Raw genomic sequence first — 17,242 nt, forward strand, 5'->3', positions numbered from 1 at the left:
AGCGAACAGACCGAAGACATGCGAATCGTGAACGGCAGAATATGATACACAGCACCAAAGAAAACCAAGACCTTATGTGAGTGCCAAGCCAAATACTACTGATACAATTATGCCAAGCACGATCATTGTCGGCGGCTTTTTTGGTGACGAAGGAAAAGGAAAAATCGTTGCCCACATTGCCCAGCAGGATAAAGCAAAAATTATTGCACGCGGCGGTGTCGGTCCGAACGCAGGTCACACCGTAGAAGTGGGTGACAAAAAGTACGGTGTCAGAATGGTACCGTCCGGTTTTGTCTACCCGAACGCAAAACTCATGATCGGCAGCGGCGTACTGGTGGACCCGCGGGTCTTTGCCCATGAACTCGAAACCCTGCAGTGTGGCGACCGTACCTTCATTGACGGCCGCTGCGGTGTCATCGAAGAAGAGCACATCTACAAAGACAAGAACGACTCCCACCTCTCAAAGACCGTCGGATCAACCGGCTCCGGATGCGGACCGGCAAACTCTGACCGCGTAATGCGGACCGCACGGCTCGCACGCGACGTCCCTGAACTCGCCCCGTACATCATTGACGTTGCACAGAACGTCAACGACTCAATCGATGCAGGCGACTCGGTCATCATTGAAGGAACCCAAGGATTCGGCATCTCTCTTTACTACGGCAACTATCCGTATGTCACCAGCAAAGACACCTCCGCATCCCAGATGGCAGCAGACGTTGGTGTCGGCCCGACCAAAATCGACGACGTCATCGTTGTCTTCAAGGCATTCCCGACAAGAGTAGGCGAAGGCCCGTTCCCGACCGAACTCTCCCACGATGACTCCATGGCAATGGGCATTCAGGAGTTCGGTACCGTCACCCGCCGCGAACGCAGAATCGGTACATGGGATGGAAAGATGGCACGCTACTCGGCAATGATCAACGGCTGCACGGCAATCGCCATCACCGGCGTTGACCACATCGACAAGAGCGTCTTTGGCGTCAAAGAGTACAGCAAACTCACTCCCTCGGTCAAAAAGTTCCTTGATCAGATCGAAGAAGACACCGGCTGCCCGGTCGGCATCATCTCAACCGGACCCGAACAGTCACAGATCATCGACATCAGAGACGAGCTGTAAGATGAAGCGCTGGGTCCTCGACATCATCTGTTGCCCTGTCTGCAAAGGAAAGTTTATGCTTACAGAGATGGAGGGTAATGATACAGATATTGTCGAAGGACTGCTGACCTGCACATCCTGCAAACGGGTGTACCCGATATCCTCCGGCATCGCAAACCTTCTTCCAAAAGAAGAAAAATGAGGTTGAACGTATATGGCCATTGTTGAAATTCAGCTGAATCGTCTTGGAATTAATTCGTTAGAACTTTCCACTGACGCGGTGGACGTGAGCGGAGGAACCGCACTCCACGTCCGGTTCATAAACCACGGCTCACCGACCCATGCAACACTCAGATGCGAAGCATCCGCGTACACCGACTTTACCTATGAAAACATCTATGTCGAGAGCGAGGCCGAGCTTGAGATCAAGATAAGAGAGGAGGCAGGGTCGGGAAGTTTCAACATGCAGGTGATCACCGGCTATGGTATGCGGCGCGAGTCGTTTACGATTAATGTGATGAAATTCTGTCCGGTCCCTGCACCGGAGCCGGTCATTTTTCCCGAGGAGCAGGTTGAGATCCCGAAACGAAAACGTTCGAAGGATCTCGGCAGCGGCGCAGGAAATGTTGCAGTGATTGCAATTATGCCGATCATTGCGGCAGTGATTCTGATTCTCTGGCAGTACCTTCCGTTGAACATCGACGGACTTGCCATGGCGATCATCATCTACTTAATCATGCTCGCCGGAGTCATCATCGCATGGCGTTCGGCGCAATAACTCTTTTTTTTGCACTGATCTTCGACAGGCTGATAGGTGACCCCCATTCAAGGTTCCATCCGGTTGCCCTGCTTGGGAGCCTGATAGGACTCTGGGGCAGGACAAATTATTATCCAAAAAAGATGGAACGGCCCATTGGCATCCTCGGCTGGTTGCTGACGGTTGCCGCGTTCACTCTGCCGTTTCTTCTGATCTGTCTGATACCTGATCAGTACTGGTTCGTTCAGCTGCCGCTTGCTGTTGTTCTGCTGAGTTTTTGTTTTGCGTCGCGGTCTCTTGAGGAGCATGTTGCAGCGGTTGAAACAGCGCTTTCCAAGGGTGATGCGGAAGGGAGAGCTGCTGTTCAGATGCTGGTCAGCCGCGATACGGCGAAGCTGTCGCATGAGCATATCAGATCAGCTGCGTACGAGTCGGCTGCGGAGAATCTGGTGGACAGTATTGTTGCTCCGTTGTTCTGGTTTGCGGTCTTTGAGCTGTTGTTCGGCATGGGCATTGTGGGAGCGGCACTTTTCCGCGCGGCAAACACGATGGATGCGATGCTCGGCTACAAGGATGATCGTATCCGCATCGGCTGGTTTGCGGCACGGATGGACGACGTACTTGCATACATTCCGGCACGGATCACCGGAGGGCTTCTGTTGATTCTGTTTGCCTGCCGTGGTCGATACAAAAAAGCTGTTGCCGCATACCGTGCTGACCACAAAAAACGTCCGGGGTTCAACGGCGGCATCCCGATGAGCCTCATCGCCGGAGGATGCGGTATTATGTTTGACAAGCCTGGTGTTTACACGATCGGCTCTCCCGAGCGGACACTCGCCGAGGGCGGAGGATGCATCATCAGAATTTTGCGGGAAGTGACGATACTTTTTGCCGGGATTGTGATTGTTGTTCTGCTTGTGATCTGATCGCGGCTCCGCCCACGGAAAATCAGAACACACGGAAATTTCACAGAAAAACATCACGGAGCAGACGTGAACACCACGGAATTCTAAAACATTTACAACAAAAAAATTTAGCTGGTTTTTTTGAAAAATTTTCACGGGACATTTTGTGGCATCGCATGATATTTTAAAATAATATTTCCGTGATGTTCACGTCTGCTCCGTGATGTTTTTCTGTGAAATTCCGTGTGTTCCCGCGAAGCGGTAAGCAGGTCGAAGGCATGCGTCTCGTTTTTCCGTGGGCGGAGCTCATACAGCACGAACACTGACCTCGCCCGAGGAAAGCGTCCGTCGTCCGGCAGCAGTCTCCACCACAAGGCCGCCCGAGTCATCCACCGCGACCGCGACCGCATCATGCCATTCTCCTTTTTCCAAAAACCGGATCGGTTTTCCAAGAATCATGGATCTTCTCCGATACTCATCAAGAAACGACCGGTCGGTCATCGTCTCTGAGAGAGTGAAGAGATGATTTGCAACAACCGCCGCAAGACGGTTGCGGGAAAACCCCGGATTTTCCTCAAACAATGATCCTGCAACAGAACGAATCTCCTCAGGAAACTCTGATGCAGAAACATTGATCCCGATACCAACCACCACGCACTCAACGCGGCCTGACTCAAACCCGCTGACCGCCTCGCACAAAATCCCGCAGACTTTTCGGCCATCGACAAACACATCGTTCACCCATTTGATCTCAGGAGTCTGATCCGTCATCTCCTCAACCGCCCGACAGACCGCAACCGCCGCAGCAGTCGTGATCAGCACAGCGTCTGTAAACAAAAGTTCGGGCCGCAAAACCACACTCAGATAGATGCCGGAATTTTTCGGCGAGTAAAAAGATCTGCCAAGCCTTCCCTTGCCTGCGGTCTGCTCTTCAGCGAGTACCATAGTTCCGTGAACTGCTCCTGCAACCGCAAGAGCTTTTGCATCATCATTCGTTGAGCCGGTACGTTTGTGAATGATGATCGGCAGCTGCTGATACTTCGGCAGCAGCCAGGGGCGGATACCCTCCTGCGACAAAATATCTGACAGGGCGTCAAGACAGTAGCCCTTGTTCGTCACCGCAGTAACCGAGTGCCCTTCTGCCTCAAGCGACTTCACCGCCTTCCACACAGCAGACCTTGACACCCCGAGAGTCGTCGCAAGATCCTCGCCTGAAACAAACGATCCCCGTCTCTCTTCAAGAACACGGAGGACAGACTCTTTCACCGTCATAAAAAAAGAAGTTATGATGCCATCGGTTGGGCAATCACATTCTTCGGCAGCAGGAACTTCACCACAAACTCAGGGATCGACTTGTCGCTCTGAATCAGCATCTTGAAGTATGCCTGATTTTCCGGAGTGTTTCCCTGATACTCAAGAATAACCTTGTAGTTAATCGTCATCAGGGGAACTTTTCCAAACAGTGTGGTCAGCTTCGCGCTCTGCTCACCGATCGTTATCGGCTGGCCGCGAACGAGTTTCGTAACACTGCCGTCGGCAGAGAACATCATCTCATTTCCGTCAGCAAGGGCAATCAGGGTGTGGCCGCTGATATCAACCGGCTGACCGATGGGGAACCAGACGCCATAGGTTGTGATGTACGGATAGCTCGTTGCTGATCCTGGCTGTACCTGAACCGACGCGGAGGCGGCAAGCACAATAAGGACAAGGATGATCAGAAGAATAATTCCGCCGATCACCTTACGCTTGCGGCTCTTGCTTGTCGCCTGCTTCTCCTTTCGTTTAAGCTCCGACTCTTTTGCCGCAAGACGCTGCGCCTCAAGCTCAGACTGCATCTTTGCATCAGCTGCTATTTTCTGAGACTCCAGCTCCTGTTTCATTCTCATCTCGGTTGCTGCCTTTTCATCTGCGGCTGCAGCAGCAGCATGAGCCTCAGCTTCAGCCTGAGCTTGGGCTTCGGCCTTTTCCCGATTGAGACGTTCGACTTCTTTTTGCAGCTCCTCGACTTTTTTCGGATCTGCTCCCGTATTCGGGTCTTGACTCATATAACAGTTGATGGATAAGCGCGGATAAATACTTTTGCTGACGGGGGGAGGAGAAGAGATCAATGAAGATAAAATTTGTCATACTCAAGAACAAGCCTCATTATTAATCATGACAAATATGATACCATTTCATGACGGAAATTCCAAAAGAGGAGATGCTGTTAAAATGTCCGTCCACCTGTGCCGGGTGCGGATCTTTGCTGGCACTTCGCTATATTCTGAAGGCCGCAGGAAAGGATACGGTTCTCGTAATTCCTGCCTGCTGCAACAGTGTCATTCAGGGAGTCTATCCCTACATGCTGCACACAGTCCCTGTGTATAACATCGCCTTTGCAGCTGCTGCTGCCTGCGCCTCAGGAATGAGTGAGGCATTCAGAGCAGTTGGAAAAAAGACCAACGTCATCGTGTACGCAGGCGACGGAGGAACCGCTGACATCGGCATTCAGGCTCTGTCCGGTGCACTGGAGCGCGGAGAGGACTTCTTGTACATCTGCTACGACAACGAAGCATACGGCAACACCGGTATGCAACGCTCGGGAGCAACACCGCTTGGTGCAATCACCACAACAACCCCGAACGGTAAGACGGTCAACAAAAAAGATCTCGACAGAATCATCGAAGCACACAACCTGCCCTACCAGGCAACCGCATGTGCATCGTACCCTGCTGACATCTACAACAAAGTCAAGAAGGCTCTCTCAATTCCGGGACCGAAATTTATCCACATCTTAGCTCCCTGCCCGCCGGGCTGGAGAACACCGTCCGAGAAGACGGTTGAGATCGGAAAAATGGCGGTCAAGTCCGGTATCTGGGTACTCTGGGAAAAAGAGTACGACAAGTTCACCATCAGCGCACCGTCACGCGCAGCAATGAAAAAGCCCTCGCCGGTTGCTGACTATCTGAAAGCGCAGGGACGATTCCGCAAAGTGGACGACGCAACCGCCGCAAAGATTCAGGCACAGGTTGACAAAAACCTGAAAAAGATCGCAGCAGAAGCTGCCTACTCGGAGGAAAACGCATGAGCGATAAACTGGTGATGTCAACCGGCAACAAGGCCATGGCAGCTGCCGTGAAGATGGTGAAGCCGACCGTGGTCGCAGCGTATCCGATCACCCCGCAGACCGAAGTCATCGAAGCAATTGCAGAGTACGTGGGCGGCGGCGAGATGGATGCCAGATACATTCCGGTCGAGTCAGAGCACTCGGCAATGACCGCATGTATCGGAGCATCGATTACTGGCATCCGCGTGTTCACCGCAACAAGCTCGCACGGACTGCTCTACATGCATGAGATGCTGCACTGGGCAGCAGGCGCAAGACTTCCAATCGTGATGGGCCAGATCAATCGAACGCTCGCCCCCGGATGGAACATCTGGGCCGAACACTCTGACGCTCTCTCGCAGCGCGACACCGGATGGCTTCAGGTGTATGTGTCAACAGTTCAGGAAGCATACGATGCAACGATCATGGCGTTCAGAATCGCAGAGGACAACCGTGTTCTCCTGCCGGTGATGATCAACATGGATGGGTTCCTGCTCTCCCACATCATGCAGCCGTTCGAGATGACCGAGCCCGGAGACTTTGTTCCGCAGATCTCTCTGCCGCATAAGATCGATGTGAATGATCCAAAAGGTTACGGCGCAATGTCACCATCTGACATTCACTTCACGTTCCGTCATGACATGGAAAAAGCAATGCGTGCATCACGCACTGTGATTGCAGAGACCGAAGCCGCGTTTGCCAAACGTTTCGGCAGAAGCTATGCTCCGATCGAAGAGTATCTCTGTGATGATGCGGATGTTGTGATCGTTGCAATGGGAACTCTTGGTAAAGAAGCAGAGGTCGCCGCAGATATCCTCAGAAAAGAGGGAGTCAAGGCAGGCGTAATGCGCATCCGCTGGCTGCGTCCATTCCCGATTGATATGAAGATCGAAGGAAAGGATCTGGTAGTGATCGACCGTGACTACTCGTTTGGTTTCGGCGGTGTTGTTGCCGGAGAGATTCAGGCACGCTACCCGCAGGCAAAAATTGCAAGCGTGATCGCCGGTCTCGGCGGTCAGGAAGTGACATATGAGGATATGGCGACCTTTGTTCGCACGCGGAAAGTCGGTACCGAGTTCTGGTTCGGTATTCCTTCGGAGGAGCAGTAATGTACGAGATTCGTATTCACTCACGCGGCGGCCAGGGCGGTGTGACCGCAGCACGGATGATGGCAGCAGCAGCCGTGAAAGACGGCAAGTTTGCAACAGCCTGCCCGTTCTATGGAGCAGAGCGTCGCGGTGCACCGATCGTATCGTTTGTTCGGATTGATGATTCTCCGGTCAGAATCTACTCCCAGATCAAAAAACCTGACATGATCATCATCCTTGACCCGACCGTCATGGACACCGTAAATGTGCTGGACGGTCTGAAGGAGGGCGGTTCGATCTTCATCAACACGCATGAGGATGTGCAGTTTCCAAAACAGTTCACCGTGCACAAAGCAGACCTGACCGGAATTGCACTCCGCGAGAATCTGGTTGTTGCCGGAAGTCCGATTCTGAACACGCCGGTAATTGGAGCTCTGGCAAAACTCGGACTCTTTACGCCTGAGTCAGGAACAAAATCCATTACCGAGACGTTTGCCGATCCGAGAAATGTTGCGGCGGCAAAGGAAGCATACAAAGAGGTGAAGTAAATGGCGATGCCGAAGATGACGATCAGTGTTCCAAAGGAAGGGGCAGCAGGGCTTACCGGTTCATGGCGGACGTTCCGTCCTGTGGTGAACCGCGATATCTGCAACCACTGCGGTATCTGTGCAATGTTCTGTCCTGATGCAGTAATCGACCCTGACAACGAGGAGATCGATTTAATCTACTGCAAAGGATGCGGCATTTGTGCAAACGAGTGCCCGAAGAAATGTATTGTAATGGTGAGAGAAGAGCACTAATACTTTCAATTTTTTCAACCAAGCAGATATCTACTCTGCTCCCAAAAAGATAGTATCTCATTGTAAATGTGGACGATGATATATGTATACGATAGCTAACTTACGAACTGCCGGAAGAGTACTGATGATAGTTCTCCTTGCAGTACTGCTCCTCACCGCAGGATGCATCGATACCCGGGAGACCCCGCTGCCGGATGTTGTAACCGAGGAGATGAACGAAACTTTTTCCATCGTATATGAGCATGTCCAGTTTTCAATGGATGCCATGGGAAGAGACGTGGAAAACACGGCAGTCAGCCAGTCAGGATATTCGTATACGGATCCGTTTTTGAACTCCTCGCTTCAGAAACTGCGTCAGACCTACCCCTGGGCACAGTGGGCTGTCCGGTATGACCGCAACAGTACGGTGGTTGCCGGATATCCGGTGTATGGAGCTGACACGCCGTATCTGCGTGACTCATCAGTTACCGAAAACGCATTTGCAGATACTGGTTATCTGTTGTCGCAGCCGAAGATCAATACAAAAGGAATGGATCTCATGTCCGTGTCTGCTCCGGTATATACGAGCAGCGGCGAGTACGACGGATATGTAACTCTCGAGATTGATCCATGGATGTATACTCAGCAGATGATGCGGGAGACAAACTATCCCGGGTACCAGATCTGGATGATTGATGCATCAGGAGTAGTCTACAGCTCTCCGGAAGGGATTGGAACCGGAGAAAATGTTCTGATTAGTCCGGTATTTGCAGACTCGAAACATGCAGAGATCATACAAAATATTCAAACCGTTCCTGAAGGAGTGACGTTCGGGAAAGGATATGATTCGGCGTACATCCGCATGATTGAGAAAGTGTTTCTCTGGAAGAGTATGCAGACAGGCGGCAAAAACATCACCGTTATAATGACAGAACCAGTCGAAGAGGTTCCGGTTGTGTATTACGCAGCAGACAATAATCTTACGTCCATGAAAGACATTGCGACCAATGTCTTCAGTTATGCTGAGAGTAACGGTCAGGAGAAGACGCTTGCGGCACTTAGTGATCCAAAAAGCAGATTTATTCTGGAGGATGGAGCGGTGTTTGCCTATGATGTCAATGGCACTCTTCTTGCAAATACGGAGCGGGATGAGCTGATCGGGGAGAGTTTCCTAAATTACCATGATGGTTACGGGGTTGAGACGATTCAGCTGCTGATCAGACGCAGTAGTCAGGGCGGGGGGTATGTGCCCTATTATTATCCGGTGAATGGAGAACTCGGAGAAAATACGGCACTGCTTTGTCTGATATATGTTCAGCCGGTGAATGAAACATGGTTTATCGGAGCAGTGCAGCCGCTTTCTTCGACACCGGTTCCGTACAATATTTCCAAACGCGATGAGGCGCTGGATAATGTGCTGACCGCTTTCACGTACCTGGAGGAGAACGGAAAAGATGCAACCCTTGCTGCGTTTATGGATCCTGAGGATATTTTTCTGAAGCAGGGTATCCGGATGTATGCGGTGGACAGGAACGGGACGATTCTTTCTGACGGGAAGCGGCCGTATAATGTGGGAAAGAACGGATTTTTCTTCATTGACAGGTACGGCGGGTCCCAGAGCCGGATTGGGGAGATGACAGGAATGAACGGCGGCGGGTATATGCTGTCGCTGCATGATGCACCCAATGGAGGTATCCGTGTTGTTCTGGAGTACATCAAACAAGTGGATGATGAGTGGGTTATCGGGACGACGGTTGAGTTGGGGACGGTCGCGGAAACGGTGTGATGTTCGACCGGATAAAATGAAATGAAGTTGTCTGTTTGAAAAAAATTATTTTTCTGAAAAGCAATCTCAATACCGGCCAGAATCATCAGAAAAGATGACTCACGCATTTTGTCAACATTTCACTTCCGATATTGTGAGTGATTTACTTCCGAAAATAGTACCAGCCAAACCCAATGATCACAGATACTTTTCGACCTAAAAACTCTGACCAACCACCCCACGGCAAACACTAATCTATCTCCACCGCAAATAATATAGAGATTTTATGCGCATTCCAATAAAAGACGTCACCCCCGAATGTGAACGTGCAGAAGTTGCCGGATGGGTTCACGAAGAACGTGACCTCGGCGGCCTCACGTTCCTTCTCGTTCGCGACAGAACAGGAATTCTTCAGGTGACCATCCCGAAGAAAAAGGTCAGCCCCGAAGTGCTCGCCGCAGTCAAAGAAGCAAGCCGCGAATCCGTCATCTCCTGCGAAGGAGTTGTCAAGGCAACCGACAAAGCACCCGGAGGACGTGAACTTGTCCCGGAGACCTTGAAGGTCATCTCCCGTGCAGACACCCCTCTGCCGTTGGATGTCTCGGAAAAAGTTCCGGCAGAACTGGACACCCGCCTTGACAACCGCTACCTTGACCTCAGAAAGCCTCGCGTCAACTCGATTTTTCTGATCAGAAACGCTGCACTTCGTGCAGTCAGCGAGTTCCTCTGGGACCACCACTTCACCCAGGTCCAGACCCCGAAGGTCGTCGCAGCCGCAACCGAAGGAGGGACAGAACTCTTTCCCCTCGCATACTTTGACAAGGAAGCATTCCTCAACCAGAGCCCGCAGCTCTACAAGCAGATGCTCATGAGCGCAGGATTTGACCGTGTGTACGAAATCGGCCCGATCTTCCGCGCAGAAGAGCACAACACCGTCCGCCACTTAAACGAAGCAACCTCAATCGATATCGAGATGTCCTTTGCTGACGAGAAGGATGCGATGAAGGTCCTCGAAGAGGTCGTCTCCTATGCCTACGGAAAAGTTGCCGACACGTGTAGTAACGAACTCGCCGTCCTCGGCTTAAACGACTTCGAGGTGCCAACAGCACCCTTCCCGAAGATCACCTATCAGGAGGCAATTGAGATCGCAAGCAAAAAAGGCGAGGCACTCACCTTCGGCGACGACCTCACCACCGCAGCAGAGAAAATTGTCGGCGAAGAGATGGGAACCATGTACTTCGTCACCGAGTGGCCGTCCTCAACAAGACCGTTCTACACCATGGCCTTCGAAGACCGCCCAGAAGTCTGCCGTGCGTTTGACATGATGCACCCGAGAATGGAACTCTCCTCCGGAGCCCAGCGCTGCCATGTTCACAGCAAACTTGTCGAACAGATCAAAGGAAAGGGCCTCAACCCGGACGCATTCGAGTTCTACCTCAACCCGTTCCGCTACGGTATGCCGCCGCACGCAGGATGGGGACTTGGCGCAGAGCGTCTTGTGATGACCATGCTTGATCTGCAGAACATCCGCGAAGGCGTACTCTTCCCCCGCGACCGGCACAGAGTCAGCCCGTAAAAATATTTTTTTTGCTCCGCCCACGATTCGCATGCCTATAGCCTGCTTACTGCTTCGTTGCTCCGCCCACGGAAAAACGGAACACACAGAATTTTTCCGTGAAGCTCCGTGTTTTCAGATTTTCCGTGGGCGGAGCTACGATATGCGGAGGAAACACGCATTTCAAAAAAAGTCAGACAAATCCATCTGCTGTTTCTCTTCCTGCCCGAACGTTGACCAGATGTTCATCTCCGTCACTGCAATTCTTTGATTCGTGTACTCGGACAACTGATAATGCTCGGCCATGTACTTCGCAATCTCCAGATACTTTGTCACATTTCCTTTATGCATCGTCGCCTTCAACACAGCCCCGCACTTTGTACACTTCCCTGAGATCGGAATCCTGCGAAAACTTGTCTTGCATCGTGGGCAGCGGAATGACTGCTTCGAAAACGAACGCAGGTTACCGATCATATCAGGCATCAAGTGGCTGTTGATGATTCGCTCCGCAAGATCATTTGTCTCAACAGCCCTGATGCGGTCGGCAAGATCAAGCTCTGCCTTGATCTTGTCGGTCGTTCCCTTCAGGATGGGATTGGTGTACATCGTATCAAGCGGGCCTGCGGAGATGTCCTGCGTATCATGCGTGAACGAGAATCCTTCAAACTGCTCGGGAGTCCCCACGCGGTTCTCCACATGATCCACAATTTTTTCCAGATTTTTCGGCGGCGTGTAGGTCAGGCACGCCTCATACACCGCGAGCGGATAGCGGCTCATCACATCCACGTTCAGCGTCTCCTTATCAACCTCTTTCGGGTTCAGCGTCGTGGTCAAAACGAGCGGAGCATCCATCGTGCCGCCGCGGGTACTCGGAAGGAAGGAACGCGAAAAGTTCACGAGTCCGTCCATCAAAAGCATCACGCAGTCCTCATCGCCGTCGCAGTTCCGCCGTTTTGCCGCATGATAAAACGGATGTGCATACCCTGCCTTCGCCTTCGTAAACCCGATCAGTCTGGCAAGAACGCCTGCACTCGTGTGCGGAGCAAGGCCAAGAATCAGCTGGCCAACCAGATCCTCTGAGGTTTTTGCGCAGTAGAACGGATCAAGTCCGTAGAGTTTTTCAAGCAGCTGATCGATGTAGTTTGCCACCCGCACCAGATACTCGCCGCAGTCCTCGGAGACTAAGATGTCCTGCGGGTTTAACTCGATCAGCTGATCAGGAGAAGTCAGTTCAGCGCCGTGCATGTCCTTAGTGTAGCCGATAGACCGAAGTTTCTCCACCGAAACCGCAATCTCTGCCGGACGGAAATGCGTCAAGGGCAGATCGATCATATCATAACGGACCGTTCCGTCCCGGAACACATACACCTCGTTTGCCGCACGAAGAATTCCTTTCTCGAGCGGCTCAACCACACGCTCTTTTGAGATAAGTCCGCGGACACCTTTCAGCTCGGGAATTTCATTTGCCGCAATACCGGTAACCGCAAGAGCAGCGTTATACTCCTGACGAAGACTCATCACGCTGTCTTTCTGGCAGACAAGCGGTGCACCGCATCGCATGCACACCTCTTCTCCCGGCTGGCCGAGAGTGTTGCATCGCGGGCAGCGATAAACCGCGTCGGTGTGTGAGCCGCAGCTGCACCTGCTCTTGAACGTCACCGCACCGCAGGACGGACACTTCCGCTCTCCGGTCTCGACATGGATCATGCCTTCCACCTGTCCGCTCGTCACTGCGGTTCCCGAAAACATATCACCAGACAGATCCGCATTGCAGAACTTTGCCGCGTTGTCGATCGACCGCTTCATGCCTCCCGACTCACCGATCGGAAACAGCACGTGAACCGGCGGCTTCATTTTTCTGGGAGCAGACTTCCCCGGCCTGCCCATACGCCCGCCGATGCGGGTTCCGGCTTTGGACCGCATCTTCATTCCTGAAAGGTACGCAGCCATCGCAAGACCGTTCGTGAAAGGAGGTCGTGTGTTCCATGTCGCATTTCTTTCAAGCGAGTACGACAGACCGAGGCCTGCGATTAAGGCAAGCGGCGTTTTGATCACATACTGACCGTTTTCCACCGTGTGGGGAACGAGGAGTTCCTCAAGTACTGCCTTCACCGCAGGATCCTGCGGGATGTAGAGCACACCGTCCTTCACTGATCCGGTTTTTGCCACGGCGTCAGAGAGGAAAAGAAGCTGCTCTTCAGTGCAGTCATCCCAGAACCAGGTGAAGTCTGGATGCAGATACGCACCTTCAGCGACGAACGAGATTGCCTCAGCCTCACTCTCAGGATGGCGGGGACCGCCTTCCTGAATCCACCACTCTTCGCAGTAGCTCGGCGGCGCAAGCACGTGATTGTTCTCAAGGAACTCACCGTACGAGATCAAAATCTCGCCGACGTCAAGGATGTACTCAATCTCTTTTGCATCAACATGCTTGTTCGCCTCTTCAAGAGTATCGATTCGCAGGATCTCACCTGAGGTCAGGCGCACAGTCGGCCCTTCGATCGAGTCGCAGGGCACAACACCGCAGGCTTTGCCTGGCCGCTCCACCTTCATCTGGGTCCCGACCGCGAGATAATCATCCAGCACGTGAAGTGTCGCCGGATTAAATCCGCAGGTTGCAAACCCGGTGTTTCGTCCGCGTCCGAGCCGCAGACGAAAACCCCCTTTGCGCATCGGATACGAAAACGGCGGACGGCCTGCAAGCATATCCCGCATGTACTTGTCTTTTGGATGAATGCCCGGCTCTTCTTCTTCATCAGAAGTAGACGCAGTTCCTGAGATCAGCGTCTCCAGCCACTCCCATCCGTCAAGACGCATTTTTGCAACATTCTTCTGAATCTTTGGCGCCTTCAGTCCGATACCTTCGGCAATCACCAGACACATACCGCCGCGAACAACGTTCGTCTCCACGCGCTCAAGGTTCCGGTGTCCGGAGATCTCTTCTTTTTCCGTCGGCTCGCCATCGATACAGACCGGACAGTTTTGGATGATGAGGCGGATATCATCATCTTTGGGGAGGTACTGCATACTCTGAATGCCGTTGTACTGCTTGATCTCCTCAATGTACCGTTCGACCTCCTCCTCCCGCGGCTTGTAGCGGTCAAGGTTTAACAGCCTCCGCACATAATCGCCGACAAGGACCGACAATGCCTGGGCTGTTCCGCCTGCGGAACGAATCGGGCCTGCATAATAGATCACCAGATACTCTGACCCGTCATCATTTTTCTTGATCCCGACTTTGCCGATACCTTCAGTTGGCGCTGCGACCACACCCTCCGTAAGCAGCGCCATCGACGCACGAATCGCATGATCAAGAATCTCTTCGCGGGTCGTCTCTCCGAACTGGCGGGACACAAACGCATCACCAATCTTCAGCGACGCCTCCTCGCGGCTCATCCGCTCTTCCAGTTCGCGGATACATGCAGCAACTCCTTTGTAGTTTAGGAGCGCCTCAACACGTCCTGCAAGATCACTTGCAATCGGGATCTCCACTTCGGTTCGCGGATCAAACCCTTTCGCCTTTGCTGCCTGTGCAACCTCCATCGCCCGGTCGAGTTCACTGATTAAATGATCCAGATACGCACGATAGCGGGGTGAGGTTGCAAGTTCAGCCATAATTAATACTCAAAGATGTGGAGCTTTGCAAGCGTCAGCTCTGCACAGAGCTTCACCTGCGGGTCGCGACCGTTCGCCGCCTCAACAAGTGCGGGAACAGCTTTTGCCTCCAGCCGCTCAAGAGCTGCAGACGCCATGCCTCTAGCGGTGGGATTCGTTGAAGAGAAGAGCGAGATTAAGGAAGGCACTGCGTCCTCACCAAACGAGGCGAGAACTGCACCGTAATATTTTTGGATATCCATATTTTGCTCAATCTCTGCGTACTCCAAAATGATCGGAATAATTCCCTGCCCCATCTTGACAAGTGATCTCCCAAGATACCAGCGGTTGTCCAATGTTGCATCAGACATCTCGGCGATCACAATCGGCACAATTCTTTCCGGTGCGGTGCGGCCTGCTGCTGCGATTGCATCGACAGCGGCATGCCGGACTTCGAGGGACTCATCATTGAGGGAACTAAAACACGCGTTCAGATTTTCCATTATTTCACCTGGGCAACATTTTCCGGAGCTGACTGTTCCCTGCCGGGACCAGCGGTCTGGAGATATTCGGGAGAGGAGGAGGGCTGCATCGGACGGCCGTACATTGCCCGGTCCAGCGACTTGTTCTGATCATGGCCAAACCAGACGACGTTCTGATCGAACGGAATGACAATGCCTGCGGCACGAAGAGCCTGCACAATTTTTCCGAGAAGTTCGGTCTTTGCATCCCACCAGTATCCGGACGGGGCCCAGATACGAACCAGAAGGTTCGAGCCGTTCGGGCCGAGGTTGTCCACGAACACGGAAGGGGCAGGACTCTTCAGGGCATACGGATGTTTGTCGACCGTATCCTTGATGATTTTCATCGCTTTTTCTGCATCATCCTTGTACCGGATGGTGATGTTGTAGTCAAAGCGTCGTGCGATATGGGCAACGTAGTTGGTGATGTCTGAGGTGAACATCGCTTCGTTCGGCACGCGGACATAGACGCCTTTGTAGGTACGGAGCGTTGTTGACATCAGGCCGATGTCCTCGACGTAGCCTTCGGTTCCTTTGACGGCGATGTTGTCGCCAAGGCTTACCGGCCGCTCAAACATCAGCAGAAGACCTGAGATGAAGTTGGAAAGAGTGCTTTGACTCGCAAAACCGATCGCAACCGCAATGATTCCTCCGGCAACCATCAGACCGCTGAAGTCAATGCCGAGCGGGGTGCTGACCGCGAGGAATCCGAAGAAGTAGATGGTCCAGCGGGTGAGCTTTTCCATGAAGGCGAGATTGCCTTTGTCAATCTTTCCGGAGAACATCCTGCGCACGATGTTGGAGAGCAGTTTTGCAATGATGAAGGTTGCGGCAATGATGACGACGACAGCGATGATGTCGCCGTAGGTCATGGCGATGCCAAAACTTTCGAAGGGTTTTGTTGCAAGGAAACTTGTGTTTTCAACGTTTGTGGAAAGCGATTCCGCCCCGTTGAACAGACTGTCCATGATGCCGGAGACGTTAATCTCAGCCATTTCAGATCAGCCCCAGGTCCATGGTGAAGACGGTATCCACAAGCGAGCCGGAGACATTGGAGAATGCCGACATTTTTCTTGGTTTGTAGAGACGAATCGAGCGGGACATCTCAGGCCTGAGAGGTCGGTCAACACCGGCAACGTCAGCACTTTCGCGATTCAGAATGGTCATCTCAGCAGCCATTGAGACGACGGAGTCATCATAGTGGATGAACATTCCTTTTTCATAGATGATGACGCGTGACACATACACCCATTCGTCGGTGGTGTTCTGAATGGTGAGCCTGAGAACTCCTTCTTCATAATTTTTCACCTGCGGCGGATAGGCATGAACCTGCGATTTGTGCCATTTGGTGATGACGCCGCGGTGGGATGAGCCGTACATAGAGTACTTTGGCTGCTTGAAGGTGAACACGTCAATCACATCGGTCTCTCCCTTGGACTCGATGAAGACACCAATCTCGATCGGGAACGTGAGGAAAATGACGGTTTTGCCGTTCGGCTCGATCATGATCTCGCTGAATTTAATCTCCAGAAAGTCGGTGACCGGATCAGGAACATAGAGCGGCTCAACCGGATGGATGATCATGCGGGCGCCTGCTGAGGAGGAGATGGTTGCTTCGCGGACTGCTTTTCCGATCGCACGATGATAGTGATACATGCCGCGGCTCTGTTCAACCGCGAGGGAGAGGCCGGCAAAGTTGACGGCATAGTCAAACGTGAACCTGCCATAGGCAAAGGCAGGGATCTCGTCTGAGGATTCGTCATCCACAGGCGGGGTAGCAGAAGCTGAGGAGGGGGCGGACGGTGAAGTCTGTACTGGCTGCTCGGTAGATTTGCGACGGGTAATTCTTCTCAGCGGTATTGTCGTTCCCTCCGGTTGGTTGATGAATACGTTGGAGGGAAAACTATAATGCAGTTTCGTATTGGGCAAGAGGGGGGTTACGTTCTGCTCCGCCCACGACTCTCATGCCCTTGGCCTACTCACTACTTCGTTGCTCCGCCCACGGAAAAACGGAACACACTGAATGCCACAGAAAAAAACATCACGGAGCAGACGTGAACAACACGGAAATAAATTATTTAGGACTTACCCAGT

General features: G+C 52.5%; 16 protein-coding genes. 10 read left to right on the plus strand and 6 right to left on the minus strand.

Translation table 11 applies throughout. The annotated features are described in order from the left end of the window. The first annotated feature begins 109 nt into the window (after nucleotides 1–109). The 4 genes from McpAg1_RS01020 to cbiB are packed head-to-tail and all read left to right on the plus strand — an operon-like array spanning nucleotide 110 to nucleotide 2,782. Nucleotides 110–1,120, plus strand: coding sequence for an adenylosuccinate synthetase (locus McpAg1_RS01020; protein WP_338093422.1), 1,011 nt, complete (start codon nucleotides 110–112; stop codon nucleotides 1,118–1,120). A 1-nt stretch (nucleotide 1,121) separates the two neighbouring features. After that, a complete protein-coding gene (locus McpAg1_RS01025) occupies nucleotides 1,122–1,301 on the plus strand; it encodes a methytransferase partner Trm112 (RefSeq protein WP_338093423.1) in 180 nt (59 codons plus the stop codon). Nucleotides 1,302–1,313: 12 nt separating this feature from the next. Further along, complete coding sequence (locus McpAg1_RS01030; RefSeq protein ID WP_338093424.1) at nucleotides 1,314–1,877, plus strand: DUF7524 family protein; 564 nt, start codon at nucleotides 1,314–1,316, stop codon at nucleotides 1,875–1,877. Continuing rightward, complete coding sequence (gene cbiB / locus McpAg1_RS01035) at nucleotides 1,859–2,782, plus strand: adenosylcobinamide-phosphate synthase CbiB (RefSeq protein ID WP_338093425.1); 924 nt, start codon at nucleotides 1,859–1,861, stop codon at nucleotides 2,780–2,782. The genes McpAg1_RS01030 and cbiB overlap by 19 nt, the downstream gene beginning before the upstream one ends. A 285-nt stretch (nucleotides 2,783–3,067) precedes the next feature. On the opposite strand, the gene McpAg1_RS01040 is transcribed toward cbiB, so the two are convergent. Beyond that, entirely contained in the window at nucleotides 3,068–4,033 is a 966-nt protein-coding gene (locus McpAg1_RS01040; protein ID WP_338093426.1) for a biotin--[acetyl-CoA-carboxylase] ligase, read from the minus strand. 11 nt (nucleotides 4,034–4,044) lie between these two features. Beyond that, nucleotides 4,045–4,806: a hypothetical protein gene (locus McpAg1_RS01045; protein WP_338093427.1), complete on the minus strand. Its 762-nt coding sequence runs from the start codon at nucleotides 4,804–4,806 to the stop codon at nucleotides 4,045–4,047. A 131-nt stretch (nucleotides 4,807–4,937) separates the two neighbouring features. Between McpAg1_RS01045 and McpAg1_RS01050 the strand changes: the two genes are divergently transcribed. The 6 genes from McpAg1_RS01050 (at nucleotide 4,938) to aspS (ending at nucleotide 11,054) form a co-directional block, all read left to right on the plus strand. Further along, complete coding sequence (locus McpAg1_RS01050) at nucleotides 4,938–5,828, plus strand: thiamine pyrophosphate-dependent enzyme (RefSeq protein WP_338093428.1); 891 nt, start codon at nucleotides 4,938–4,940, stop codon at nucleotides 5,826–5,828. Beyond that, on the plus strand, nucleotides 5,825–6,955 hold the full coding sequence (locus McpAg1_RS01055) for a transketolase C-terminal domain-containing protein (RefSeq protein ID WP_338093429.1): 1,131 nt from the start codon (nucleotides 5,825–5,827) through the stop codon (nucleotides 6,953–6,955). The genes McpAg1_RS01050 and McpAg1_RS01055 overlap by 4 nt, the downstream gene beginning before the upstream one ends. After that, entirely contained in the window at nucleotides 6,955–7,482 is a 528-nt protein-coding gene (locus McpAg1_RS01060) for a 2-oxoacid:acceptor oxidoreductase family protein (protein WP_338093430.1), read from the plus strand. Before McpAg1_RS01055 ends, McpAg1_RS01060 begins: the two co-directional genes overlap by 1 nt. Next, the gene (locus McpAg1_RS01065) at nucleotides 7,483–7,734 is read left to right on the plus strand and encodes a 4Fe-4S binding protein (protein WP_338093431.1); all 252 of its coding nucleotides are present in this window, start codon (nucleotides 7,483–7,485) and stop codon (nucleotides 7,732–7,734) included. It begins immediately after the preceding gene. A gap of 82 nt (nucleotides 7,735–7,816) precedes the next feature. Continuing rightward, the gene (locus tag McpAg1_RS01070) at nucleotides 7,817–9,499 is read left to right on the plus strand and encodes a cache domain-containing protein (protein ID WP_338093432.1); all 1,683 of its coding nucleotides are present in this window, start codon (nucleotides 7,817–7,819) and stop codon (nucleotides 9,497–9,499) included. Nucleotides 9,500–9,764: 265 nt separating this feature from the next. After that, nucleotides 9,765–11,054, plus strand: coding sequence for an aspartate--tRNA(Asn) ligase (gene aspS / locus McpAg1_RS01075; RefSeq protein WP_338093433.1), 1,290 nt, complete (start codon nucleotides 9,765–9,767; stop codon nucleotides 11,052–11,054). Nucleotides 11,055–11,216: 162 nt separating this feature from the next. Here aspS and McpAg1_RS01080 read toward each other — a convergent pair whose 3' ends face one another. Genes McpAg1_RS01080 through McpAg1_RS01095 form a run of 4 tightly spaced genes read right to left on the minus strand, consistent with a single transcriptional unit; the run spans nucleotide 11,217 to nucleotide 17,077 of the window. Continuing rightward, nucleotides 11,217–14,648 carry a DNA polymerase II large subunit gene (locus McpAg1_RS01080; RefSeq protein WP_338093434.1) on the minus strand — a complete coding sequence of 1,144 codons (3,432 nt, stop codon included), beginning with the start codon at nucleotides 14,646–14,648 and terminating at the stop codon, nucleotides 11,217–11,219. Between the two features lie 2 nt (nucleotides 14,649–14,650). Then, nucleotides 14,651–15,130 (minus strand): HEAT repeat domain-containing protein, encoded by a 480-nt coding sequence (locus McpAg1_RS01085; RefSeq protein ID WP_338093435.1) that lies wholly within the window; start codon nucleotides 15,128–15,130, stop codon nucleotides 14,651–14,653. Then, on the minus strand, nucleotides 15,130–16,143 hold the full coding sequence (locus tag McpAg1_RS01090) for a mechanosensitive ion channel family protein (RefSeq protein WP_338093436.1): 1,014 nt from the start codon (nucleotides 16,141–16,143) through the stop codon (nucleotides 15,130–15,132). Before McpAg1_RS01090 ends, McpAg1_RS01085 begins: the two co-directional genes overlap by 1 nt. Nucleotide 16,144: 1 nt before the next feature. Continuing rightward, nucleotides 16,145–17,077, minus strand: a complete 933-nt coding sequence (locus tag McpAg1_RS01095) for a DUF432 domain-containing protein (RefSeq protein ID WP_338093437.1) — start codon at nucleotides 17,075–17,077, stop codon at nucleotides 16,145–16,147. Nucleotides 17,078–17,242 lie beyond the last annotated feature (165 nt).

Source organism: Methanorbis furvi, from assembly GCF_032714615.1.
Classification (GTDB): Archaea; Halobacteriota; Methanomicrobia; order Methanomicrobiales; family Methanocorpusculaceae; genus Methanocorpusculum; species Methanocorpusculum furvi.